The 23,799-nt window shown below is 54.8% G+C and carries 21 protein-coding genes; 19 read left to right on the forward strand and 2 right to left on the reverse strand.

Annotated features, from left to right (window positions below; all coding sequences use genetic code 11):
- The first annotated feature begins 57 nt into the window (after nt 1-57).
- From KXG62_RS22335 to KXG62_RS22350, 4 genes are all read left to right on the forward strand, one after another.
- Nucleotides 58-621, forward strand: a complete 564-nt coding sequence (locus tag KXG62_RS22335; RefSeq protein WP_218094224.1) for a biotin transporter BioY — start codon at nt 58-60, stop codon at nt 619-621.
- A 133-nt stretch (nt 622-754) separates the two neighbouring features.
- Nucleotides 755-916, forward strand: coding sequence for a hypothetical protein (locus KXG62_RS22340; RefSeq protein ID WP_218094225.1), 162 nt, complete (start codon nt 755-757; stop codon nt 914-916).
- Between the two features lie 70 nt (nt 917-986).
- The gene (locus tag KXG62_RS22345) at nt 987-1,199 is read left to right on the forward strand and encodes a hypothetical protein (protein WP_218094226.1); all 213 of its coding nucleotides are present in this window, start codon (nt 987-989) and stop codon (nt 1,197-1,199) included.
- Between the two features lie 152 nt (nt 1,200-1,351).
- On the forward strand, nt 1,352-1,924 hold the full coding sequence (locus KXG62_RS22350) for an SLOG family protein (protein ID WP_218094227.1): 573 nt from the start codon (nt 1,352-1,354) through the stop codon (nt 1,922-1,924).
- 202 nt (nt 1,925-2,126) lie between these two features.
- Here KXG62_RS22350 and KXG62_RS22355 read toward each other — a convergent pair whose 3' ends face one another.
- Nucleotides 2,127-2,951: a YihY/virulence factor BrkB family protein gene (locus KXG62_RS22355; protein WP_246627587.1), complete on the reverse strand. Its 825-nt coding sequence runs from the start codon at nt 2,949-2,951 to the stop codon at nt 2,127-2,129.
- A 159-nt stretch (nt 2,952-3,110) separates the two neighbouring features.
- Between KXG62_RS22355 and KXG62_RS22360 the strand changes: the two genes are divergently transcribed.
- The 15 genes from KXG62_RS22360 (at nt 3,111) to KXG62_RS22430 (ending at nt 22,452) form a co-directional block, all read left to right on the forward strand.
- The gene (locus tag KXG62_RS22360) at nt 3,111-4,001 is read left to right on the forward strand and encodes an NAD(P)-dependent oxidoreductase (protein WP_218094228.1); all 891 of its coding nucleotides are present in this window, start codon (nt 3,111-3,113) and stop codon (nt 3,999-4,001) included.
- Nucleotides 4,002-4,271: 270 nt separating this feature from the next.
- Complete coding sequence (locus KXG62_RS22365; protein ID WP_246627588.1) at nt 4,272-5,402, forward strand: S1C family serine protease; 1,131 nt, start codon at nt 4,272-4,274, stop codon at nt 5,400-5,402.
- Nucleotides 5,403-5,417: 15 nt separating this feature from the next.
- Nucleotides 5,418-7,316 (forward strand): copper amine oxidase N-terminal domain-containing protein, encoded by a 1,899-nt coding sequence (locus KXG62_RS22370; RefSeq protein WP_218094229.1) that lies wholly within the window; start codon nt 5,418-5,420, stop codon nt 7,314-7,316.
- A gap of 100 nt (nt 7,317-7,416) precedes the next feature.
- A complete protein-coding gene (gene yqeK, locus KXG62_RS22375; protein WP_218094230.1) occupies nt 7,417-8,034 on the forward strand; it encodes a bis(5'-nucleosyl)-tetraphosphatase (symmetrical) YqeK in 618 nt (205 codons plus the stop codon).
- 182 nt (nt 8,035-8,216) lie between these two features.
- Entirely contained in the window at nt 8,217-9,431 is a 1,215-nt protein-coding gene (locus KXG62_RS22380; RefSeq protein WP_218094231.1) for an ROK family transcriptional regulator, read from the forward strand.
- 100 nt (nt 9,432-9,531) lie between these two features.
- The gene (locus KXG62_RS22385; RefSeq protein ID WP_218094232.1) at nt 9,532-10,521 is read left to right on the forward strand and encodes a Gfo/Idh/MocA family protein; all 990 of its coding nucleotides are present in this window, start codon (nt 9,532-9,534) and stop codon (nt 10,519-10,521) included.
- The gene (locus KXG62_RS22390; RefSeq protein ID WP_343223505.1) at nt 10,518-11,513 is read left to right on the forward strand and encodes a Gfo/Idh/MocA family protein; all 996 of its coding nucleotides are present in this window, start codon (nt 10,518-10,520) and stop codon (nt 11,511-11,513) included. The genes KXG62_RS22385 and KXG62_RS22390 overlap by 4 nt, the downstream gene beginning before the upstream one ends.
- 248 nt (nt 11,514-11,761) lie before the next feature.
- A complete protein-coding gene (locus KXG62_RS22395) occupies nt 11,762-12,694 on the forward strand; it encodes an ABC transporter permease (protein ID WP_246627593.1) in 933 nt (310 codons plus the stop codon).
- A gap of 13 nt (nt 12,695-12,707) precedes the next feature.
- Nucleotides 12,708-13,589 carry a carbohydrate ABC transporter permease gene (locus tag KXG62_RS22400; RefSeq protein ID WP_218094233.1) on the forward strand — a complete coding sequence of 294 codons (882 nt, stop codon included), beginning with the start codon at nt 12,708-12,710 and terminating at the stop codon, nt 13,587-13,589.
- A gap of 33 nt (nt 13,590-13,622) precedes the next feature.
- Complete coding sequence (locus KXG62_RS22405) at nt 13,623-15,251, forward strand: type 2 periplasmic-binding domain-containing protein (RefSeq protein ID WP_218094234.1); 1,629 nt, start codon at nt 13,623-13,625, stop codon at nt 15,249-15,251.
- A 54-nt stretch (nt 15,252-15,305) separates the two neighbouring features.
- Nucleotides 15,306-17,465 (forward strand): endonuclease/exonuclease/phosphatase family protein, encoded by a 2,160-nt coding sequence (locus KXG62_RS22410; RefSeq protein ID WP_218094235.1) that lies wholly within the window; start codon nt 15,306-15,308, stop codon nt 17,463-17,465.
- 293 nt (nt 17,466-17,758) lie between these two features.
- Complete coding sequence (locus KXG62_RS22415; RefSeq protein WP_218094236.1) at nt 17,759-19,078, forward strand: ABC transporter substrate-binding protein; 1,320 nt, start codon at nt 17,759-17,761, stop codon at nt 19,076-19,078.
- A 163-nt stretch (nt 19,079-19,241) separates the two neighbouring features.
- Nucleotides 19,242-20,039, forward strand: a complete 798-nt coding sequence (locus KXG62_RS22420) for an endonuclease/exonuclease/phosphatase family protein (RefSeq protein WP_246627589.1) — start codon at nt 19,242-19,244, stop codon at nt 20,037-20,039.
- A 276-nt stretch (nt 20,040-20,315) separates the two neighbouring features.
- Nucleotides 20,316-21,716: an MDR family MFS transporter gene (locus KXG62_RS22425; protein WP_218094237.1), complete on the forward strand. Its 1,401-nt coding sequence runs from the start codon at nt 20,316-20,318 to the stop codon at nt 21,714-21,716.
- Between the two features lie 274 nt (nt 21,717-21,990).
- Nucleotides 21,991-22,452 (forward strand): GNAT family N-acetyltransferase, encoded by a 462-nt coding sequence (locus KXG62_RS22430; RefSeq protein WP_218094238.1) that lies wholly within the window; start codon nt 21,991-21,993, stop codon nt 22,450-22,452.
- A gap of 45 nt (nt 22,453-22,497) precedes the next feature.
- Here KXG62_RS22430 and KXG62_RS22435 read toward each other — a convergent pair whose 3' ends face one another.
- Nucleotides 22,498-23,589, reverse strand: coding sequence for a PRK06851 family protein (locus KXG62_RS22435; RefSeq protein ID WP_218094239.1), 1,092 nt, complete (start codon nt 23,587-23,589; stop codon nt 22,498-22,500).
- Between the last annotated feature and the right edge of the window lie 210 nt (nt 23,590-23,799).

Consider the following 23,799-nt stretch of genomic DNA (forward strand, 5'->3'; position numbering starts at 1 on the left):
TTAAAATGTCAACTGCCGGAAACAATATTAGGTTAACAAATAAAAGGAGCCATTGCAATGAAAACAAAATTGACGGTGAAAGGCATCGTATTTAGCGCCTTGTTTGCCGCACTGCTGATCGTATCCAGCTATTTAAACATTCATTTAGGTTTTTCGCCCGTCCCGATCACAATGCAAAATTTCGCCGTGATGATTACCGGTGTTCTGCTGGGACCGCTCTACGGTTTCATCGCCGTGGCACTTGTCATCGTGCTGACCGCGCTCGGACTGCCGCTCTTGCACGGAAGCGGAGGGCTGCCGCTTGTGCTCGGGCCGACAGGCGGATTCATCTGGATGTACCCGTTCGCCGCGCTGCTCATTGGTCTCGTCTCGAAGCGGATCAAGGGCAGCGGTCCTGTTGCGGTGGTACTGCTGTTTATTACGCTGGAGCTGTTCGGCTCGCTGCTGCTGTACGTCACGGGAGTTCCTTGGTATGCGCATACAGCCGGCTTCACCTTGAATAAGGCGCTTGCCCTCAGCTGCTATCCGTTTTTGCCGGGGGATGCGATCAAAGCCGTCGCAGCCGCGCTGATCACCATCCCGATCCGCCGTGTGTTTCCGCTCTCCCGCATTACCGGTTGAAGCGGCGCAGCATTTCGCAATGCTGCGGTCTCCAGCGAAGAGCAGGGCTCTCCGCTGTAATGCGACGACGCCCTTTCTCCGCATGATTATTGCTGATCGGGACACGATAAGGCATGACGGAGGAGGGATGCAGATGCCAGATCCACATCAACACAAGAGCAAGCAGCCGAGAGGCAACAAAGATACGCAGACACATGAACGGCAAGGGCTGCGGGTGAACGATGACGACCCCCATGTCGATCTGAACGAAGACGGCGCCATTCAGGAAATCGAAGGGCAGAACTTATGGGGCTAAAAGAGTCCATACATCAACGTTCTTCAAACGGCAATCAAATCATATCATAGAAAACGATAGGATGACTCGTATGGAGCCCAAAGAGGTCGAACAAAAGCTGGCCGAGCTGCTGTCCGAAGGCGAGATGGAGACGTTGCCTCAAGAGCAGGCGGTAAAACGAAAGCTGCCGTTCAAAACCGAAATCCGCATCCGGACCGAGCATGATCCGGTCGCAGCGGAAACGAAAGCATACCGCCGCATGGCCAAAGAAGTAGATGACCGGTATGACCGGTATGAAGATTAGTGCATCGTATCGCACATGAATCCGCAGGATTTGCCCTGTACGGCTCGGTGTGCTGACAGCAAACGAGGGAGAGCTCCCTCGTTTTTTCGCGCTTTATTAACGTTCCGTTGTGTGATACCCTGTTTCGTAACAGCGGACAAGGGAGGCAGCGTATGGAACGATTGCTTGTCACCGGGTATAAAGCAAGCGAGCTGGGCATATTCTCGCTCAAGCATCCCGGCATCGGCATTATCAAAAAAGCGATCAAGAAGAAGCTGATCGCACTCATGGATGACGGCCTGGAATGGGTTATCGTCAGCGGCCAATGGGGCGTGGAGCTGTGGGCGGCGGAAGCGGCGCTGGAGCTGAAGGAAACGTACGGCCAGCTTCGTTTGGCGGTCATTACCCCGTTTCTGGAGCAGGACGAGCAGTGGAGCGAAGAGAAGCAGACATATTACCGGCAAATACTGCAGCGGGCGGACTACGTGAACAGCGTCACGAAGAGCAAATACGTCGGCCCATGGCAGTTTAAGGAGAAAAATAAATTTTTGCTGCGTAATTCGGACGGATTGCTGCTGCTGTACGATGATGAGAAGGAAGGATCGCCGAAATTCATGAGAGAGCTTGCGCTGCAGCAGGCGGCTTCGCAGCCGTACCCGATCGTCGGCATTACGGCCTTCGATCTTCAAGAGCTGGCGGATGAGGAACAGCAGGCGGAGGAGAGCGGCTTCGATCGCTATGAATGATACATAGACGGCCCCGGACGTCGCTTGCGTTCAAGGCCGTTTCAACGCGCGCGAATTTCTCGCGGGAGCGCCATCGTCATCGTCGCCGCCTGACGGCTGATCGCCGCGCTGCGTCTAACTGATGCGCAGCCCGGCGGTCTGCCGCTTGCCGTCATGCGGCTCGCTAGCCCATGTCCGCCGCTCTTCGCGCTTCAGGCAAGCGTCACGTCGGGCGCTTTTTGATTTTGAACATATAGGCGATCGCGTTGATCTCGCCGCACAATATAATGATGAATGCCGACAAGTAGCACCAGGTCAGCAGCACGATGACGCCGCCGAGACTGCCATACGTCGCGCTGTAATTGCCCCAGTGATTGACATAGAAGGAGAAGCCGAGCGAGGTCAACTGCCAGCCGATTGCGGCGAGCAGCGCTCCGGGGAGCACCTCTTTGCAAGTCAGGCACGTATTGGGCGCGATAAAATAAAGGCCGAGAAACACGATGAACAAAATGGCGAAATTGATGATCCAGCTCAGCACGTTCCATAGGTGCAGCTGGTCTAGCGGAACGAGGGAGTGCAGCGCCAGCCAGCCGCCGATTGTGCGGCCGAACACGCTTAGCAGGAAAGCGGAAAAGACGACGACGAGCATGCCCAGCGTCAGCACGATGGCCAGCACCCGGGAGTGGATGATGCTTTTCCGCTCGGGGAGTCCATACGCTTTGTTGACCGCCACTACAATCGCGTTCATCGCTGCGCTGGCGCTGATCAGCGAGAGGACGAGGCCGAAGGACAGCGTGCCGCTCCGCTTGATGTCGAGTATTTCGCGGAATTCGCGCTCCAGTCCCGAGGTGACGCCCTGCGGCAAATATTGCTTGATATAGGACAGCATGTCCTCCGTGGAAATCGGCAAAAATCCGATCAAACTGACGACGAAGATAAGAAACGGAAACAGTGCCAGCAAAAAATAATACGCGCACTGCGCAGCCAGCCCGAAAGCGTCGTCGGCAATCGTCTGCTTGTACAGCTCTTTAAGGAATGATTTGATCATCAGAACAAGGCTCCCTTCGCTGGTACTTACCCCATTATTACCACGAAATAGCCAAAGTAAGCAGCCTGTCCGGAAATAGGGCTTATTCGCTATCCTATGATCGTTCGTTTATTATAGAAGTATCGTATCACATCACGGCACCGAAAGGCGGGTATTATCATGACAACGAAGGCGCAATGGACAACAATCGGTTTTATCGGCACGGGCGTCATGGGGAAGAGCATGGCGTCCCATTTGCAGCGGGCGGGCTATTCGCTGCACGTGTACAGCCGCACTCGTTCCAAGGCGGAAGAGCTGATCGAGAACGGTGCGGTATGGCATGACGCGCCCGGGACGCTGGCGGAAGCGTGCGATGCCGTCATTACGATGGTCGGCTATCCGCAGGACGTGGAAGAGATTTACCTTGGTGCAGACGGTCTTGTGAATCGCGCACAGCCGGGCAGCTTCCTGATCGACATGACGACGTCGAGCCCGGCGCTCGCCCGGCGGATCGCGGAAGCGGCAGCGGCACGCGGGCTGCATGCGCTGGACGCGCCGGTATCCGGCGGCGATGTCGGCGCGCGGGAAGCGCGGCTGTCGATCATGGTCGGCGGGGAACTCGAGGCGTTCGAGGCAGCTTTGCCGCTGCTTCAGAAGCTGGGGACCAACATCGTGCATCAAGGCGATGCGGGAGCGGGACAGTATACCAAGATGTGCAATCAGATTGCCATCGCTTCCAATATGATAGGCGTGTGCGAGGCGCTAGTGTATGCGGAGCAGGCCGGTCTCGACCCGTCCACCGTGCTGAAGAGCATCGAATCCGGCGCGGCCGGGAGCTGGTCGCTCAGCAATTTGGCGCCGCGGATCATAGGCGGCAATTTCGCTCCGGGCTTCTACGTCAAGCACTTCATCAAAGACATGCGCATCGCGCTCGATTCGGCCCGGGAAATGCAGCTGGAGCTGCCGGGTCTTGCGCTCGCCTACTCGCTGTATGAGAGGCTTGCCGCGATGGGCGAAGCGGACAGCGGGACGCAAGCGCTGTACAAGGTCATCGCCGCGCAGCGGCAGTAACAACGCATATTCATTTTACGGCTGACGGCAGCCGGCTCGCAATCGATCATTGCGGGCCGGCTTTTTTGCGGTACTTCCGGGACTGCCGTCAACACCGAGACCCACGGGCAGTGTATATCGGTTATAAGCATTGAGGCGGCAGACCTGTTAAAAATAATGCGGACTAATATTTTTCGACATAGATCTGCTTTTTAATCAGCAGTGCTCTTGTATAATGGAAAAAGTTATGCATACATAACGGCATCCATCGCGAGAAAGGAAGTAGACCCATTGAAATTATTTCCGTTGAAAACGGTAACAGCCTTGTGCGTCTTTACGCTGCTTGGCGGGATGGGCAGTGCCGCGGCACAGAACGGCAACGAAGGGAAAGTCCATTGGCAAACGGAGGAAATGAACGGCGAGGCTTATGTCAAAGCATCGGATGTCGTTCGCGCCCTGGGAGGCAGCGGCACATACCTCGCGGATGCGGGCGAATTCGTCTATACGTCGCCGGCCTCGATATCGGAAGTGGTCAAGCGCGTGTCACCCTCTATCGTCGGCATTATCGGCAAGCAGGGAGACCGGAACGGGAAGGTGTCGGATAACCGATTCAGCCTGGCGCATGGCACCGGCATTATTATCGATGCCGACGGCTTGATCGTGACGAATGCGCATGTAGTGAAAGACTTGAAGCAGATGATCGTCGTCACGTCCGACGGCAAGCAGTATGCCGGTCAAGTGATGCATTCGGATGAGGAGAGCGACCTGGCGCTCGTCTCGATCGCCGCCTCCGGCCTGCAGCCGGCGACATTTGCGGAGACGGCGCAAGTGGAAGTTGGCGAGACGGTTGTCGCCATCGGCACCCCGATCTCGTTTGCGCTCCGCAATTCGGTCACCGTCGGCGTCGTCAGCGGGATGGACCGCACGCTGCATTCGACGTACCGGCTCATTCAGACGGATGCGGCGATCAATCCCGGCAACAGCGGCGGCGCGCTCGTCAACATGAACGGCGAAGTGATCGGCATCAACTCGCTCAAGCTGGCCGCCGCCGGAATCGACGGTCTTGGCTTCGCCATTCCAGCCGATACGGTGCAGTATGTGCTGCGCCATTTCGAAGCGTACGGCAAAGTGAAGCATCCGTCGTTAGGGCTCGATCTGGAAGAAAGCTGGGCCGCGATCGTCGGCTTGCCGACGGAGGAGCCGCTCAAGGTCGCGCGCTTGCATCAAGGCTCTTCTGCAGCCGATGCCGGTATTCGCGAAGGCGACGTGCTATTCTCCATCGATCAATACAACATCAAATCGCTGGTCGACTTGAACGAGCGGTTGAAGAAATATTTGCCCGGCGACAAAGTGACCCTGACAATGCAGTCGAACGGCGACATCGTGCAAAAAGAAATTACATTAATTGAAGCGAAACAATAAAATGGAGAGTGTTTTATGCCGATTTTGCGAAAAGCTTGCATTCCCGCTATCATTTTATGCGCCGCCCTGCTGCCGTTTTCCGCATATGCGGACGAGGCGCCTGCGGCTAGCGCCGTCAGCATTCAGCTGAAGCTGGGCGAAGACCAGATTACGATTAACGAGCAGTCCGTCGCCGTGGAGAAGCCGTATGTGTCCGAAGGCGCGACGCTAGTGCCGCTTCGCGTCATTACTTCCGCGTTCGGAGCTGCGCTCAGCTGGGATTCGGAGACGCAGACGGTTGGCCTGAAGCGCGGGACGACGACGATCACGATTCAAATCGGCAGCAAAACTGCGACCGTCAACGGGAAGAGCCAGCCATTGGAGGCGGCCGCCGAGCTGAGCAACGGAACGACGATGGTACCGCTGCGGTTCATCGCCGAAGCGTTCGGCGCGAAAGTTACGTTCGACGAGCAGACGGCAAGCGTCAGCATCACCGGTGCGCAGTCCGCCGCATCATCCGACTTGGCCGGCATCGACTCCGATCTCGGGAAGACGCACATCGGCAACAGCTTCCACGGCTGGTCGATGAAATATCCTGCCGGACTCATTAAAGATTTTCAAAGCTTTACGGAGGATTACGTCTCGTTCGAGGATGCGAACGGCGAATTCACTCTGGACGTTTCCGTCGACTCGGACATGGCCGAAGGCTTGTCGCAGGATGCGCTGCTCGGCTTGTTGGCCGATCAGGCAGACGAGACGATACTGGAGAAAAACTACGTGACGGAAGGCGGACGCTCGTACGCCCGCATCGTGACCAAAGGCAGCGGCGAAATGTACGAATACCGCGCGTACCAGAACGGCGATAAGGTGTATTACCTTTATTTGACGATAAACAAAGCGGACAACTACAAAAATCCGGTCAAGTACAGCGCATATAAAGACCTGCTGGACAGCTTCAAAACGTCCTTCGCAGCCAATGATCCATCGGTGAAAGACTTGTCGATGGTCAAGGAGGGCTTGCGTACGTATACCGACGAAACGTACGGATTTTCGCTGAAGCTGCCCGCAGATTGGAAGAAAGGCTCTTCCCGGGGAGAAACGATTACGTTTACCGATGCCAAGGGCAAGAACAGCATCGGCTTTCACGTCACCTCCAAAAAGACCGGTGAAACGGTTCAAACCTGGGCGGATCGAACGCATAAGATGTTCGTCGATCTGTGGGTTCCGGAATACCGGAAATCGGAGCCGGAGCGCAAGCTGACCGTTGACGGGACGGAGGCGCTCGCCAGACGCACGCATAATACGTTTGATTCCAAGGGATGGGACGCAACGGAAAACGTATATATGATCAAGGGCGATTACAAATACTTTATGTATTTTCAGTTTGAAAAGCAGGACACGTTGTCCGAAAGCTTCATCCAGTCGACCTTGGCATCTATCAGCATCGGCAAGCCGTCCGCATCGATCGGCACGATCAAAGATGGGAGCGAGAGCTATGATCGGTCCTTGACAAGCGTGGTCAAAAACAAAAACTATAATTATTCGATCAGCATACCGACCTACTGGAAAGCCGAGTCGACCAAAAGCTCGAACGATCTCCTTCGCTTCTCTTACGATTTCGGCGGATTCTTCATCGCGGTCGAGGACGGTCTGGAGCTGACTCCGTCAGTGGTCATAAGCACCATGAAAGAGGGACTGCAGCCCAAAGGCCGGTCTATCCCGATCAAGGAGATCGAGAACCGGACGGAAACGGTTGCCGGCGTGCAGGCGCAGTGGGCCGTATGGGAGTCGCAGGAATTCGTAACGACCGCATGCTCGTTCCAGACGAACGGGATGACTTTTTTGGCGTATGCTGGTCATCCGAAGGCCGTCAACACGGATTTTATGAAAAAACTGATCAGCGATACGATCAAATCGATACAGGTTACCAAATAAAATGATGAAATGTCGAAATCGCTCCATTGCGTAGAAGGCTGCACGTCAACCGGCCGCCGAATGGGGCGATTTCGATTATACCGCGACAGGAGGATGGCTGATGCTGCATGTATACGAGGATCAATTAAACGGTTTTGAACGGACAGGAAATTTGAAGGAGGATGTGTACTGGTTTCTCGTTCACGGCAAGTGTCCGAAGACGGCAGAGCACTGTATGAAGGTCGGCGCGGAAGCAGGCAGAATCGCGCGTCTGGCCGGCGCAGATCCGGCAGCGGCGGAGGCGGCGGGTTATTTGCACGACATCAGCGCCGTATACCCGAACGACCGGCGCATAGCGGTCGCCCTCCAGCTTGGAATCGAGGTGCTGCCGGAAGAAGAGGCGTTCCCACTTATCGTACATCAGAAGATATCGAGAGCGATGGCCGAGCATATATTTGGTGTAACGGACGCATCCATCCTGGACGCGGTCGGCTGCCATACAACGCTGAGAGCGCATTCCTCGCTGTTCGACAAAGTGCTGTTCGTTGCCGACAAGATCGAGTGGGATCAGCAGGGTACGCCGCCGTACATTACGGAGCTGCTGGCGCAGCTGGACGTATCGCTGGATCATGCGGCGTTTGCTTATATCGATTATTTGTGGCAGCGGAGGGATACGCTCAAGGTTGTGCACCCGTGGCTTCGCGAAGCGCATGCGGAGCTTAAGCGGCAGCTGATGTAATCGGCTTCCGCACGGAGGGCTGCTATGCTGAGACAGCGTCTTAAGCACGCGCCGACAGCGCAACGAAAAAAATTCAAAAAAAATTTGTAAATCGACAGGAATTTAAAGCCGGATGTAGAAATGATTTTTATAACTTAATTTTTCTAATGGAAAAAGTAACTTAAAAAATGGGGAATCCAACATTGCCGAGAAAGAAAGATGTGATACGTACCGGGAATCATCAGTTGATTAAAGAGATCAATCAGGTGCTTATATTCAACGCCATTCGGCAGCGGGGTCCGATATCGCGGTCGCAGCTAGCGAAGGAGCTTTCGCTAAGCCCGACGACCGTTACCGTCATCGTCGATTATTTTATGGAGAACGGGTTTTTGATCGAAACGGGCAAAGGCGATTCCAGCGGCGGGAGAAAGCCGATTCTTGTCAAGCTGGCGCCGAACGCGGGCATTGTGATCGCCGTCGATTTGGAGCAGAACCGGGCGGCGGTGCTCAACATGGAAGCGGAAATTTTGTTCCTGAAGCAGCTGCAGTCGCCGGAGAAAACCGGCTGGGTTCCTTCATTAATCCGTGTTATTGACGAGCTGATCCACGAATACCAGGAAGTTCATAATTTGCGGCTGCTCGGCATCGGCATTGCGGTGCCGGGGATCATCGACCTGGAAAAGGGCAAGGTGATTACGGCAGCCAACATGAACATCAACCATCTGTCGTTGAAGGAAGAGCTGCAAAAGCATTTTCAAGTGCCGATCCTGCTGGAGAACGATGCGAATGCGGCAGCGTACGGCGAATACTTATACGGACGCGGTCTGATGGTGCAGGATTTCCTGTACGTTCATGTCGGCCGTGGCGTCGGCAGCGGGCTGTTCTTGTCCGGGAACTTATTTACCGGAGGCGCCGGCGGTGCCGGGGAATTCGGTCATATTACGGTCGACGAGAATGGACCGGTATGCCATTGCGGCAATACCGGCTGCGTGGGCCATATGATCAGCGAAGCGGCGCTGCTCGCCAAGTGGAATGAATGGACCGGAGGGAAGGCGCCGGTACCGACGCTAAGAGAGCTGGTGGAGCTGAGCAACAGCGGGAACGAAGCCGCGCTTCGACTGATGGATTTTGCCGGTGAACTGCTCGGCCGTGGCATCATTACGCTCGTACATTTGTTTAATCCGTCGTTGATCATATTGGGAGGTGAGTTGGCACTAGACAATACAAGACTAATCCAAAAGGTAAAGCAGCAGATCGAACGCCGCACGATGAAGATGTTTTCCCAGCATGTCCGTATCGAGGAGAGCTTCAAAAGGCTGGATGCGGGTATCGTCGGAGCGGGATCGCTTGCGCTGCATCATTTTTTTGAAAATTTAAATGTGGATCTCATTACGAGCAAGCCTATGCTTACGAAGTAGGCAAGCTTCTTGAGAAAGTGCTCTGTGGAAGTAAAGATAATGCCCGGTTTATGCTTACGAAGAAGGCATTGCTATCGCAATGCCCTGAGGAGGATATTTCATGTTCAGAATTGGATTGGTCGGAGCCGGCACGATGGGCAATACGCACAGCCGGGCATACCGCCAAATCGAAGATGCTGCAATCGTCGCCGTGTGCGATATTGACGCGGGAAAAGCCAATAAGCTTGCAGCGCCTTGGAGCGCGGCGGTGTACAGCTCGCTTGAAGAGATGCTCAAGAACGGCGAATTCGACGCCGTCGATATTTGCCTGCCGACGGATTTGCACCGTGAAGCGGCTGAGCTTGCGGCTGCATACGGCAAGCACGTATTTTGCGAGAAGCCGATTGCGCTCAATGAAGAAGACGCCTCGGCCATCATTGATGCATGCAAGAAGGCCGGCGTGAAGCTGATGGTCGGACACGTGGTCCGTTTCTTCCCGGAATACCGTTCGGCCAGAGACCAGGTCCGTTCGGGACGTCTCGGCAACCTGGGCGTCGTTCGCACAGTGCGCTCCGGCGCGTTTCCGCTTTGGTCGGAATGGTTCAAGGATGACAGCCGCAGCGGAGGTCCGCTGCTCGATCTGGCGATTCACGACTTCGACTACTTGCGCTGGACCTTCGGTCCGGTGAAGCGCGTATTCAGCCGGGTGCTGCCGGTACAGCCGGACGGCCCTGCGCATACGCTGACCGTGCTTCGCTTCGAGAGCGGGGTTATGGCTCACGTGGAAGCGAGCTGGGGATACCCGCAAGGCTCGCCGTTCCAGACCGCTATCGAGATTACCGGTTCGAACGGCATGGTGCAATTCGATAAAGACAAATCGAACTCGATCGTCCAATTCGGCGGCTCGCAGAAGCCTTCCGGCGTACCGGACAGCCCGCTGGCGAAAAGCCCGTACGCGCTGGAGCTGGAGCATTTTATCGACTGCGTCAAAAACGACAAAGAGCCTTTGACGTCCGGCGAGGAATCGCTGGCCTCGCTTCGCATCGGCCTTGCGGCCCGCCGTTCCGCTGAGACGAAGCAGCCTGTTGAATTGGAGGGTGTGCATCAATGAAAACGATCCGGATCGGAATGATCAGTCTTGCCCATAAAGGACACGCGTACGGCTACGCGAACGGGCTTCTTAAAGTGCCGGGCGTCGAAATCGTCGGCATTTACGACGAAGTGGCCGAGCGCGGTCAAGCGGGGGCGAACCAGTTTAAAACCAAATTTTACGAAGATTACAACGCGCTGATTAGCGAAGTCGACGGGGTTGTCATTTCCTCGGACAACAGTAGGCATCATCAATACGCGATGGCGGCAGCGAACGCTGGCGTACATATTTTGGTGGAAAAACCGATCACGACGGTCGGCGAAGATGCGCGCGAGCTGATCGACAAGTGCAGCGAGAAGGGGCTTGTGCTGCAGACGGCTTTCCCCGTCCGGCTGAGCACCGCGGTACATAAGGTGAAGCAGCAAATCGACAAAGGCGAGCTCGGCGACATTGTCGCGATCTCGGCAACGAACCACGGCAAAATGCCGGGCGGCTGGTTCGTCGATCCGGCGCTGTCCGGCGGCGGGGCCGTGCTCGATCATACCGTTCACGTCGTCGATATTATGAGATGGATGCTGGGGAGCGAAGTGAAGGAAGTGTACGCCGAGATGGATACGCGGCTTCACGATATCCCGGTCGACGACTGCGGCCTGTTATCGATGGAATTCGATAACGGCGTCGTGGCGACGCTGGACACGAGCTGGTCGAGACCGACCTCCTTCTCCTTCTGGGGCGACGTGACGATGCGCATCGTCGGCACGAAAGGCGTCATTCATCTGGACTGCTACGCCCAGACGGGAGAGCTGTGGGAGAACGGAGCGGCTCTTACGCACAGGTATTTGTCGTGGGGAGACAACACGAACCAGGCGCTTGTGGCCGAATTCGTCGCCGCTGTCCGCGAAGGACGCCCGTCGTTCATTACCGGCCTCGACGGCCTGCGCGCCGCCGAAACGGCTTGGGCCGCTTATGAATCGGCCAAGGCCGGCAAGCCGGTTGCCGTAACGCATTACTAAGTAGCAATACTTATTCGCACCACAACGCTTCCTCGTCAGTCAAACGCAAACACGCATACTCGCAACTCACATCACGAGATCGGATAGGCGAACCTGGTTCGTCTCTCCGGTCCTCCATAAGCCAAGCTTCCATTCCATGTTACGAATGCCTGTTTCATCGCTAAGCTTCGATCGCAATTTCTTGTCACCTTGAACATCATGAACGGAGGTGAACGCCATTGGATCAAGTTTCTTTGAACGAACGGAACATTCAGGCACGACCGCAGCATAAGCGTAAGCGAAATGTGTTCACGCCGTTTCTTCGTAACTGGGAGCTCTACGTCATTATTTCTCCCGTGCTCGCATACTACCTTATTTTTGAATATTTCCCGATGTACGGCGTGCAGATCGCGTTCAAAAATTTCGTCGCGACCAAAGGCATCTGGGGAAGTCCGTGGGTCGGCTTCCGGCATTTCGAGCGGTTTTTCGACAGTTATTATTTTTGGCGGCTGATCAAAAACACGCTCGGCATCAGCCTGTTCCAGCTGGCCGTCGGCTTTCCGGTGCCCATCCTGCTCGCGCTGATGATTAACGAAGCGAAATCCAAATGGTTCAAAAAAACGGTGCAAACCGTAACGTATGCTCCGCATTTTTTATCGACGGTCGTACTTGTCGGCATGGTCGTCATCTTCTTGTCGCCGCAAAGCGGCATCGTCAACCAGATCATCGTCCTGTTCGGAGGCCAGCCGATTTTGTTTATGATTGAGCCGTCGTGGTTCAAGACGATCTACGTCACATCTGGTGTATGGCAGCAGATGGGGTGGAGCTCGATCATTTATCTTGCGGCGCTGGCCGGCATCGATCCGCAGCTGCACGAAGCGGCCAAAGTCGACGGAGCCACAAGGCTGCAGCGCATCTGGCATGTCAATCTCCCCGGCATTATGCCGACGATCGTCATTTTGTTAATTTTGAACATGGGCTCGATTATGGGCGTCGGCTTCGAAAAAATATATTTGATGCAAAACGACCTCACGCTCGAAAGCTCCGAGGTCATCTCGACCTATGTATACAAGAGCGGCATCATTCAAGCGCAGTACAGCTTCTCCGCCGCCGTAGGACTGTTTAATTCCGTCATTAATATGATTTTGCTCGTCGCGGTGAATTATATTGCAAGACGTTTGAATGAAACGAGTCTGTGGTAGGAGGGACCATCGAATGGACCGGAGCCGGGAAGACCGCATTTTCGATAGTATCAATGTGCTGCTGCTCGTCTTGATTACGATCATCGTCTTGTATCCGCTGCTGTTCGTGCTCAGCGCTTCCGTCAGCGACCCTGCCATTGTCGTCAAGGGTCAGCTGTGGCTTTGGCCCAAAGGGTTCAACCTGGACGGGTACGAGCGCGTGTTCCAAAATAACGATATTGTCACCGGTTACGGAAATACGATTTTGTATACCGTTGTCGGCACTGTCATCAACGTCGTCCTGACGATTTGCGCCGCCTATCCGCTCTCCCGCAAAGATTTTCGCGGACGCCATGTCATCACCGCAATCATCACCTTCACGCTATTTTTCAGCGGAGGATTGATTCCGACCTACCTGCTTGTCAAAAAGCTGGGCATGCTCGGCACAATCTGGGCGCTGGTCATCCCCAATGCCGTTGCCGTATGGAATATTATCATCATGCGGACCTTCTTCCAAACGAGTATCCCTTATGAAATTCAAGAATCGGCCGCCATCGACGGATGCGGCAACTTCCGGATCATGCTCAACATCGTTCTCCCGCTGTCGACGCCGATCATTGCCGTAATGGTGCTGTTCTATGCGGTGGGCCACTGGAACGCGTTCTTTAACGCGCTGATTTACCTTAACGACCGGAGTCAATACCCGCTGCAGCTCATCCTTCGGGAAATTCTGCTTCAGGGTCAAATGCAGGCCATGATTGATATGGCGGATGACTCGCTTGCCAAAAAGCTAATGGAGGTGGAAGGCATCAAGTACGCGGTCGTCGTGATCGCCAATTTGCCGGTGTTGCTGCTGTATCCGTTTTTGCAGAAGTACTTTGTCAAAGGCATGATGATTGGGGCGCTCAAGGGGTAAGGAGAGAACATGACCTTAAGGGAGGATCAGCGTATGAACAAATCGATGAAGTGGACGTCTCTCGTATTGACCGCTGCCGTGACGGCAGGGATGGTATCCGGCTGTAGCGGGGAACAGGGGGCATCCTCGGGGAGCAAGGATGCGACGAAGGCGGGCGAAGCGGCGATCAACGGGACCGGCTTTCCGATTGTGAAGGAGCCGCTCAAGATGACATTCCTGACGGCGAAGGCGCCGACGACGGCGAACAACTGGAACGAAACGATGCTGTGGCAGGAATATGCCAAGATGACGAACATGAATATCGATTTTCAGTTGGTGCCGTTCGACGCCTTTACCGAGAAGCGCAACCTTGCGCTGGCCAGCGGCGATTATCCGGATGTGATCTATCTCGCACGCATGTCGACGGATGATTTGATGAAGTACGGAAGCCAGGGTGTGCTGATCAAGCTGAACGATCTGATCGACAAGTACGCGCCGAACTTCAAAAAGCTGATGGATCAATATCCCGAAGTGAAAAAAGCGATCACGATGCCGGACGGCAACATCTACAGCTTCCCGAACATGCTCGCTCCCGAATTTACGTCCGTACGCATGGGCGCCAAGCTGTGGATTAAGAAAGACTGGCTTGACGCGTTGAAGATGAAGGAGCCGACGACGACCGAGGAGTTTTACAATTACTTGAAGGCGGTCAAGAGCACCGATCTGAACAAGAACGGCAAAGCCGACGAAATTCCGCTGGGCGGCACGAAGCTCAAAGATATCGTCAGCCATTTCAAGGGCTTCTTCGGGCTGATGAATCGCGGAACGAGCCACCCGAACGTCGACGTCGACGCGAGCGGCAAGCTTCGGTTCATTCCGATCGACGACCGGTATAAGGAACTGCTCCAATACATGAATAAGCTGTATGCGGAAGGCTTGATCGACAAGGACATTTTGCCCAACGAGAAGGATGCGAACAAGTTTTACGCCAAGGGTGCGGAAGGCGTATACGGCGCGATCAAAATCACGAGCCCGTTCACGCTGATGAAGCAGTCCGGCTTCGTCGGACTCGGCGCGCTGCAAGGGCCGAAGGGCGACAAGCTGTACTCGGAGTTCCGTCCGTCCGTCAACGGAGCAGGTGCTTTCGTCATTACCGACAAGAACAAAAATGCGGCCGCCACCGTTCGCTGGATGGATTACTTCTACGGCGAGGAAGGCAACAAAATGTTCTTCATGGGCTTCAAGGACAAGAGCTACATCGAGAAGCCGGACGGCACGCTCGCGTATACGGACGAAATTACGAAAAATCCGCAGGGCCTCACGCTGGAGCAAGCGCTGGTCAAATACGTCACGTGGCCGGGCGGCGGTTATCCGGGAATTGTGAGACAAAAGTATTTCAGCGGAGCCGAAAGCTTGCCGGAATCGATCGATGCGGCGAAGAAGGCCGAAGCGAACTTGCCGAAGGAAGTATGGCCGGCATTCAGCTATACGGATAAGGAAAGCGAGCAAATGGTCGCGATGAGTACGGATCTCACCAACTACATCGATGAAATGACGACCAAGTTCGTGACCGGTGCGGCGCCATTCTCCGATTGGGATAAATATGTGGCCGCCATCAAAAAGATGAAGCTGGATGACTACATGAAAAATTATCAAGCGGCGTATGACCGTTACAAAAAATAATCCGCTGCGATGGAAGGCCGCATTCAATAATAAAGAAAGCGAGGGATGGCATTGATGGAGGGTAAGCGCTTAATCCAATTTCGCAGCTTATGGTTCATCGCGATGGTAGTTTTGCTGGCTACGACTCCCGTGTATCGCGCCTTCGCCTCTCCCGACTCCGGCTTGGCCGGGGACGGGAAGGGCACGGTTCAGCCTGCGCTCAAGCTGAAGGCGATGTCTTATCAGATCAACAGCGGCAAGGGGACCGACAATGTGGTCGATCTGGACCGGATCGCGGATGTCATACGCGCCTCCGGCGCCGACGTGATCGGATTGCAGGCGGTCGACAAGCATTATTCCAGCCGCAGCAGCTACGAGGATCAAGCCAAGCGAATCGCGGATGCGCTCGGCATGCACTATGCATACGGACCTACGGTGGATCTTGCGCCGGAGCAGGGCAAGACCGAGCGGCGGCAGTTCGGCACGGCGATCTTGAGCAAGTATCCGATCGAGAGCGCTGTGCTGCACCCGCTGTCCAATTCGGGAACTGAGAAACGCGCTCTGTTCGAAGCGCGGATTGACGTGAACGGCACGGCTGTCCGTTTCTACACAACGCACATGGACACGAGCGCTGCCGTGCGAGTGAAGCAGGCCGATGAGATCCTCTCGATCCTCGGCGGGCAGACCGGCCCGAAGATCGCCGCCGTGTACGCCAACGCGCTCGACACGAGCGCCGAAGTGAAGCGGCTGCTGACTTCGTTGAGCGATGCTTTCTTCGATCAGACGGGCGTCTACACGAACCCGGCCTACTTGCCGGCCAAACGGATCAGCTACATCATGCCTTCTTATGATTGGGAGCTGGGCGAAGCACGGGCGATCCCTTCGCTGGCGTCGATTCACCTTCCGATCGTGAGCGAGCTGACGCTGAACCCGGATGCGCATGCGAACCCTTCGCTGAAAGCGCTGGCGTTCACCGACAAAGCGATATCAGAAATGGTGGGGAATGAAATGAATGTGAAGCTGAATGCTTATTACACGAACGGAACCGTTAAGGAGGTTACCTCCAGCGCAAGCTACGCCAGCCGCCAGCCGGAGGTGGCCGACATGCCTTCGCCGGGGCTTGTCCGCGCTCAAGCGGCCGGCAAGACGGAGATCACCGCCACGTACGGGCAGTTGACCGCTGAGCTGCCGGTAGCGGTCTATATGACCCGAAATGCGGAGCTCGCTTCGCTTCAGATCGACGGCGAACCGTTGGCATCGTTTGCGCCGGACCGGTTGTTCTACCGGACGATCGTTCCGCGCGAAGCGAAGCAAGTGCCTGTCGTCACCGCGCAGCCTGCGGATCCGAACGCCAGCGTGGAGGTGTTGGCGCCGTCGTCGCTTCCGGGCATTGCGTATGTGGTCGTGACCGCCGATGACGGCAAGACGACGGCCGAATACCGGGTGCAGTTTACGGCGGGTCGGACGGAGCTGGATGTGCCGGTCCGGATCATGTCCTTCAACATCCACCATGGCGCCGATTCCGGCGACACGTACGATCTGGAGAAGACGGCGGATGCGATCCGGCAGTCCGGCGCGGAGGTGATCGGGCTCCAGGAGGTGGACCGGTATTACTCGACGCGCAGTAATCTGGAGGACACGGTCGCCCGGCTGGCCGACATGCTCGGCATGCATTACGCGTACGGCCCCAATCTGGACCGCGCTCCGCAGCAGCCGGGTTTGCCGAACAGCCAATATGGAACGGCGGTGCTGAGCAAATATCCGATCGTGGAGCAGCGCAATTACGCTTTGACGAGCTATGGGCAGGAGCAGAGAGGCTTGCTTGAGACGCGGATCGATATGGATGGCGTTCCGGTCTATTTTTACTCAACCCATCTGGGGCTCGACGCCGTGCAGCAGCAAACCCAGACCGACGAAATATTGGCGATTGCCGGAGAAAAAGACGGCCCCGTCATCATCGTCGGCGACTTCAACGCAAGACCGTATTCGCCGGATATGAGACGAATTGCTGCGGCGTACCAGGAGCCTTTCGTCAGCAAGCCGGATGCCTACACAATCGCGTCCAATCGGCCGTATGCCAAAATCGATTATATTTGGGCGAACGACAAGCTGCTGCTCGGCGATGCGGAGCGGGCGGAAGTGGTTCAAACCGAGGTGTCCGATCATTTCCCGATCGTCAGCGACTTGTATGTGAAGCGCGAGCTGAACGATTTGCTTCTCGGCGCAGGCGAGTAAAGCGCCTCTGCCAGCGACCGGATCGCCCGAAGCTGCAGCCGACCGGCTAGTACTGCGAAGGCTGCGCGAAGGATCATGCGGGCTGAGGCGGCGCAGGGCGTGCCCGGCGAAGCCTTGGCCACGGCAGCGGCGGAGGGCGGGAGCATGGGCGGTAAACCGCGTCCGTTGGTTTGAACCGCCGTTTGCTCCCTTGCCGCTCAATCAAAGGAAGGAAACAGCCTCCGGCATGCCTTAATGATTGCAAAAATTGTACCCGATATATACGAAGGACGAATGGTGAGGAGCTGTTATCGATGACGAAAAAAACGACCTACATGGCTTGTCTTGCGCTGATGACCGCTGCGTTGTCCGGCTGCGCCAGCGGCAGCGCGCCGGCTGGCGGCACGGGCAGCACGCCCGCTCCGGCGGCGAAGGCGGAGGATACGAAGCCCAAGGAGCCTGTGACTATCACGATGTACAATCATTTCAACAACATATCGGATGAACGAGTACAGCAGTTTATCGTCGAGCCGTTGAAGAAGGAGCTGCCGAACGTCACGTTCGAGCTTGTGAAGCATCAGAACGGATCGAAGCTGGAGGAGCTGGTAGCTGCCGGCAATTTCACCGACCTGTACTACGGCAGTAACGTAGGCTTCCCGTCGTATATGAACGTAGAGCTGCAATATGATATGCGCGACCTGATGAAGCGGCACAACATCGATACGAGCCGGTTCGAGCCGTGGAGCCTCGATGCGATCAAGCTGTACGGCGAGAAGGGAGAAGTATTCGGCATTCCGTTCTCCGCGAACTACGCCTCCCTCATTTATAATAAAGACATTTTCGACCGGTTCGGCGTCCCGTATCCGAAGGACGGCATGACCTGGGAGGAAGTGATCGAGCTGGGCCGCAAGCTGACGCGCGTCGAGAACGGCGTGCAGTACATCGGCTTCGATCCGGCCAAGCCGACCGATATGGGATCGGGCTTGTCGCTGTCCTATGTCGACGAGAAAGCCAATAAGTCGCTTGTCAACAGCAACGAGTGGAGACGGGTGCTCGGCGTGTTCAAGGATGCGTACAGCGTTCCGGGCTATGTGCAAAGCGGCAAGTTCGATTACGGGACGAACGGCTTCCTGAAAGACAAGGCCGTCGCGATGATGCCGATCTGGTCGCTGCAAATCCTGAACTTCCAGAAAGAGCTCGAGGGTATGAACTGGGATATCGTCTCGTATCCGACCTTCAAGGAGCAGCCGGAGCGGGGCCGGGAAGTCGACATCCATATGCTGGCGATCTCGACCGTGAGCAAGAACAAGGACGCGGCGATGGAAGTGCTGAAGGTGATCACGTCGGACGAGGTGCAGATGATGATGAGCCAGCTAGGGACCGCGAGCGTACTTAAGAAGGAGGACATCAAGAAGGCGTACGGCTCCAAGCTTCCGATGTATCAGGGGAAAAATATGCAGGCGCTGTTCAAGACGAAGCCCGGCGTCCCGCATGTCATTACGAAAAAAGACGGCGTCGTCCGCACGCTGGTCGATAACGTGCGCAAGGAAATCGCTGCGTCCGGAAAAGACTTGAACACGCTTGTAAGAGAGCTGGAGGAGCAGTCGAATCAAAAGCTGGCTGAGACGAAATAGGCGGGACGCGCACGATCGGCATGACCTGATATGAAAATATCCGTAGCTTAAAACGAGACGGATATTGTATGATACTGGAAGAAACAACCGTTTCGCCAAGTCATTCGCACCATCAAACTACCAAACAATCGAACAACGAACAGGACAGAAAGAGGTATTGAACGTGACTATTCAAGCGATGACGTTTAACCTGCGCTATCATGAGCCGAAGGACGGCGACGATGCGTGGCCGCACCGGATCGGCAAAGTAGCGGATATCATCGAGGCGAACGCGCCGGACGTAATTGGAACCCAGGAAGGACAAGCTCCGATGCTGGAGGATTTGCAGCAGCGTCTGGACGGCTACCGCTGGATCGGAAAGCCGCGCGACGACGGGGCGCGAAGCGAGCATTGCGCGGTGCTTTACCGCGAGGCGCGGCTGGAGCCGCTGGAGGAAGGGCAGTTCTGGCTGTCGGAGACGCCGGAAGCGACGGCATCCAAGAGCTGGGATACGAGCATCACGCGCATTTGCACATGGGTTCGATTTCGCGACAAGCAGACGGGAGATTCGTTCGCGGTATTCAACACGCATCTGGACCATCGGGGCGAAGAGGCGAGAAGAAACGGAGCGGCGCTCGTCTACGAAAGAATGTCTGCGTACCGGGAGAAGCACGGCATTCCGCTGCTTCTGATGGGCGACATGAACTGCACGCCGGCGTCGGATGCGATCCGGTTTTTCCGTGGCGAGCTGCCGCACGGGCCGGTGACGACGGATTTGCAGGATGTATTCGACCATGTGGAGAAGCCTGTCGGCGCTACGTTCAACGGGTTCAAGGGACGCGTGGAGGGGGAGCCGATCGACTATATTTTTACGACAAAGGATTGGATCGTGATTCGCGCCCTTATCGACCGGACACAGTACGGCGGCGCCTATCCGTCGGATCACTACCCGGTTATCGCCACACTGGAAATGACACGATAAGAAGCAAGACCGCAGCCCTGCCAATCGGGCTGGTGTATACATAACATTATGCAGAGCAGTCCGGACCCTGGTGCCGGGCTGCTTTTGCATGATTGCAGGACGAATGTGAAATGCCAAATTTAGCGAATCGTTTCTTTATATAACATACATAAATATATTAAAAGTATAAAAAGTATTGACAAACGGAACCTGCCGAAATAATATTTTAACAGTAAAGGAAAGCTTATCTTATAGCGCCTTGCCGTCATTCGAATTCATTTCCGCAGGAGGCTTTGTATGCCGCACCAACAAACGAACCGCAAGATGGTTACGCTCGGATTGCTCGCCGCGCTATTCATCGGGGCGCTGGACGTCACCGTCGTAAGCACCGCAATGCCACACATCATTAACGATCTCAGCGGCCTTAGCCTCGTAAGCTGGGTATTCTCGATCTATACGCTGACGACTTGCGTCGCGACGCCGATCTTCGGCAAATTGACGGATCTGTTCGGTCGGCGCTCCGTCTTCACGATCGGTCTGATCCTGTTCGTGCTCGGCTCGATTCTATGCGGAGCGGCGCAGTCCATGACCGCCTTGATCTGGTTCCGCGCGCTGCAGGGGATCGGGGCGGGGGCGCTCACTCCCGTCACGTTCACGATTATCGGCGATTTGTATCCCGGCGAGCAGCGCGGGAAGATGCAGGGCGTCTTCGCCTCGGTCTGGTCGGTCGCGGGGCTGCTGGGACCGCTGGTCGGCGGCTATTTTGTCGATTATGTCAACTGGCGCTGGATCTTTTACATGAACATTCCGATTGGGATCGTTTCTTTTTTCCTCGTATTCGTCTTTTTGCGCGAGCAGTTCGAGAAGAAAGCGAAAAGCATCGACTACGGGGGCGCGGCTGCGTTCACGATCGGCATATCGGCGCTGCTGTACGCGCTGCTGAGCGGCGGGGAGCGCTACCCGTGGACTTCCGCCACAATTCTCGGCTTGTTTGTGGTCGCAGCCGCGGCGCTGATCCTTTTCGTCTGGATCGAGAAGCACGCCAAGGAGCCGATGATCCCGTTGTCGATCTTCCGGAACCGCGTCATGAACGTATCGAATATAAGCGGCTTCCTGGCGTTCAGCGTATCCACCGGAACGTCGATTTACGCGCCGATGTGGATCCAGACGCTGCTTGGCTTCAGCGCCACCGCATCCGGACTGATGGTCATGCCGATGTCCATCGCCTGGCCGGTCGCCGCTAACTTGGCGGGGCGGTATATGTACCGCATCGGCGCCAAGAAGATCGTCATCTTCGGCGCGCTTGTCGTCCTGCTCGGCGGAGTGTGGCTGACGGCGCTGACGCTGCAGTCGCCTTACTGGTTTCTCGTCGGCATCCTGACCGTCATCGGGTTCGGCATGGGCTGCGTCTCGACGCCGGCCACCGTGCTCGTGCAATCCGTCGTTGGCTGGCAGCAGCGCGGCGTTGCCACCGCCGCCAACTCGCTGATGCGCTCGCTCGGTCAAACCGTCGGCGTGGCCGTCTTCGGCACGCTGTTCAACAGCTATCTCGTCGAGCACACACCCGCGGAAATCGCAGGGGGCATTCATGCTGTGTTCCTGGCGATCTTCATTATCGCCGTGCTGAATACCGTTGCCGTATGCTTCCTTCCGGCGCAGCGCCAAATCGTCGAGATGCAGAAGGCGAATGAAAGCTGAAGCGAAGCCCATGGTCTATTAATCCTATCCATTAAGAAAACCTCAGCAATTACTGTTTTCGGGATAGGAGAGGTCTGAGCTTTTTACGCCTTTGAACGGGTAAATGCCGTTGTTTGTACTCGCATAAGCGCGCATTTTCTTTCGGTGCGACGACCTCCCGCAGGGTAGCCCCAATTTTATAGACATTGAACTGGCGAATGGTCTGTGAAATAGTGGAAATCTTGATTCCTTAAAAGTAAACTAAAGTTACTGTTGGTTCGAAGGGATTGGTTCAATGAACATTAATTTCAGAAATGCAATTCCTAAAGATGAAGATGAACTGTTTGATTTATCCGCAAAACTTTCAACTAGTTTTAAGTTGAACAAAACGGATTTCACACGAATCTATCATGAAGTTTTGAATAACAAAGATGCAGACTTATTCGTTGCAGAGATGGAAACAGGAATAATTGGATATGTATTAGGTTTTCATCACTCCACTTTTTATGCAAATGGAATAATCAGTTGGGTAGAAGAGTTATTCGTCTTAGAAGATTATAGAGGACAGAGTGTCGGAAAGAATCTTATGGTGCTTATTGAAGAAAAAGCGGCTGACCGTGGTTCAAAGCTGGTTGCATTAGCCACAAGAAGAGCAAGTGATTTCTATAAAGCCATTGGATATGATGAATCCGCTGTATATTTCAAAAAAACCTTACCGAGAGCTGACGAAGCGGGGTACGATAGCATAATGACATAAAAGGCTATCCCCAAAAGGATAGCCTTACAACGATTACACCAGTTGCTAAAGGCTTTGGTTCATTAATTCTGACTCCACCTGAAGTCGTAGTTCCTCAACAATTGAAAAATTCGTTGCAGCCGTATAAAAGGATTTAATCTTTGAATCGATGGCTTCAGCTACCGCCAAATATGAGGTGGCTTCCTTCATTTTTGCCGAATATCGTTCTTTAATTGCGGCAATTTCAGCTGCATAGGTTTCATCCGTCCCTGGGCTCATGGTGCGTTCATACATATCCAAGATCTCATCTCCGTCCCGATCCGGGAAGTATTCATGAGGGGCGGTGCTGTCGAAAATGGCTGTGCTCAGCTTCGGGAAGATCAGCATATCTAGGCTGTTTGGATCAAAACCGCAATGATACACTTGAACCTCGATGCCTTGCTTCTCGGTCGCAGCAGCAAGCTTTTTCAGAAGCGTGGATTTACCGGATCCCGGTCTTCCTTTGATAAAAATCCGCCTGTTCAACGAAGCTGTCAAGCGTTGAATAAAATCAAACGCTCCCTTCGGAGTCGCTGCCCCGAAAAACAAGTGACGTCCAACGGTGGGTGTCCCGGTTTCATGACCAACGTACAATTCCTGAATCAGTTCCTGAGTGAGTTGGTCTGCCTTATCGAAGTCCATGCTTTCGATATAAAATTTTTCCCATTCGTCATGAATCCGTAAGGCGGTAGCAAAGGATTCATAGGCTTTGGAATAAGCATCGATAAGCTCTCCTTTGAGCTCATCAATCATTCCAAGAGTCTCCGTGGAAACACCTCTGTTATCAAGCGCCGCTCCAAAATCGAACTCAATGGTTGCACCTGGGCCGTCCTCTATGATCCACTCACAAGCTTGCCTGTCGACAATACCAACCTTTAATTCGGTTGCTATCATGCCGTCCAGTTCATCCGGTCGAAGCGGGGAATGGAAGCATTGCACGTGCTGCCCTCTGTCCGTCAGACTGTCCGCCAATCTGCGAATAATTGTGGATTTACCTGTTCCAGGTGGGCCTGTTAGGACGAGAATCTTATCAAGCCCTTGGAAAGCCGATTTATACAAAAAATGAGCTCCGTGTGCTGTGTTGCCGCGGGCAAAATAGTGGGATACATTTTCAATCAACCTGAACACTCCTTTTCGCGCTTATCCTGTACCCTGAATCGGCAGGGGCATAAGCGCATACGGGATAGATGCCTATGGTTCAACTTATTCCGGTGGGCGCACAGAGGTGTTTATAATTTTGAATAAACTAAGGGCAGTCGTGTGAAAATCAGTTGAACAATCGGTGACGATGCATTATATTTTAATTAATCAAATTGATTTATAAACTAA

This window comes from Paenibacillus solanacearum, assembly GCF_910593845.1.
Classification (GTDB): domain Bacteria; phylum Bacillota; class Bacilli; order Paenibacillales; family NBRC-103111; genus Paenibacillus_G; species Paenibacillus_G solanacearum.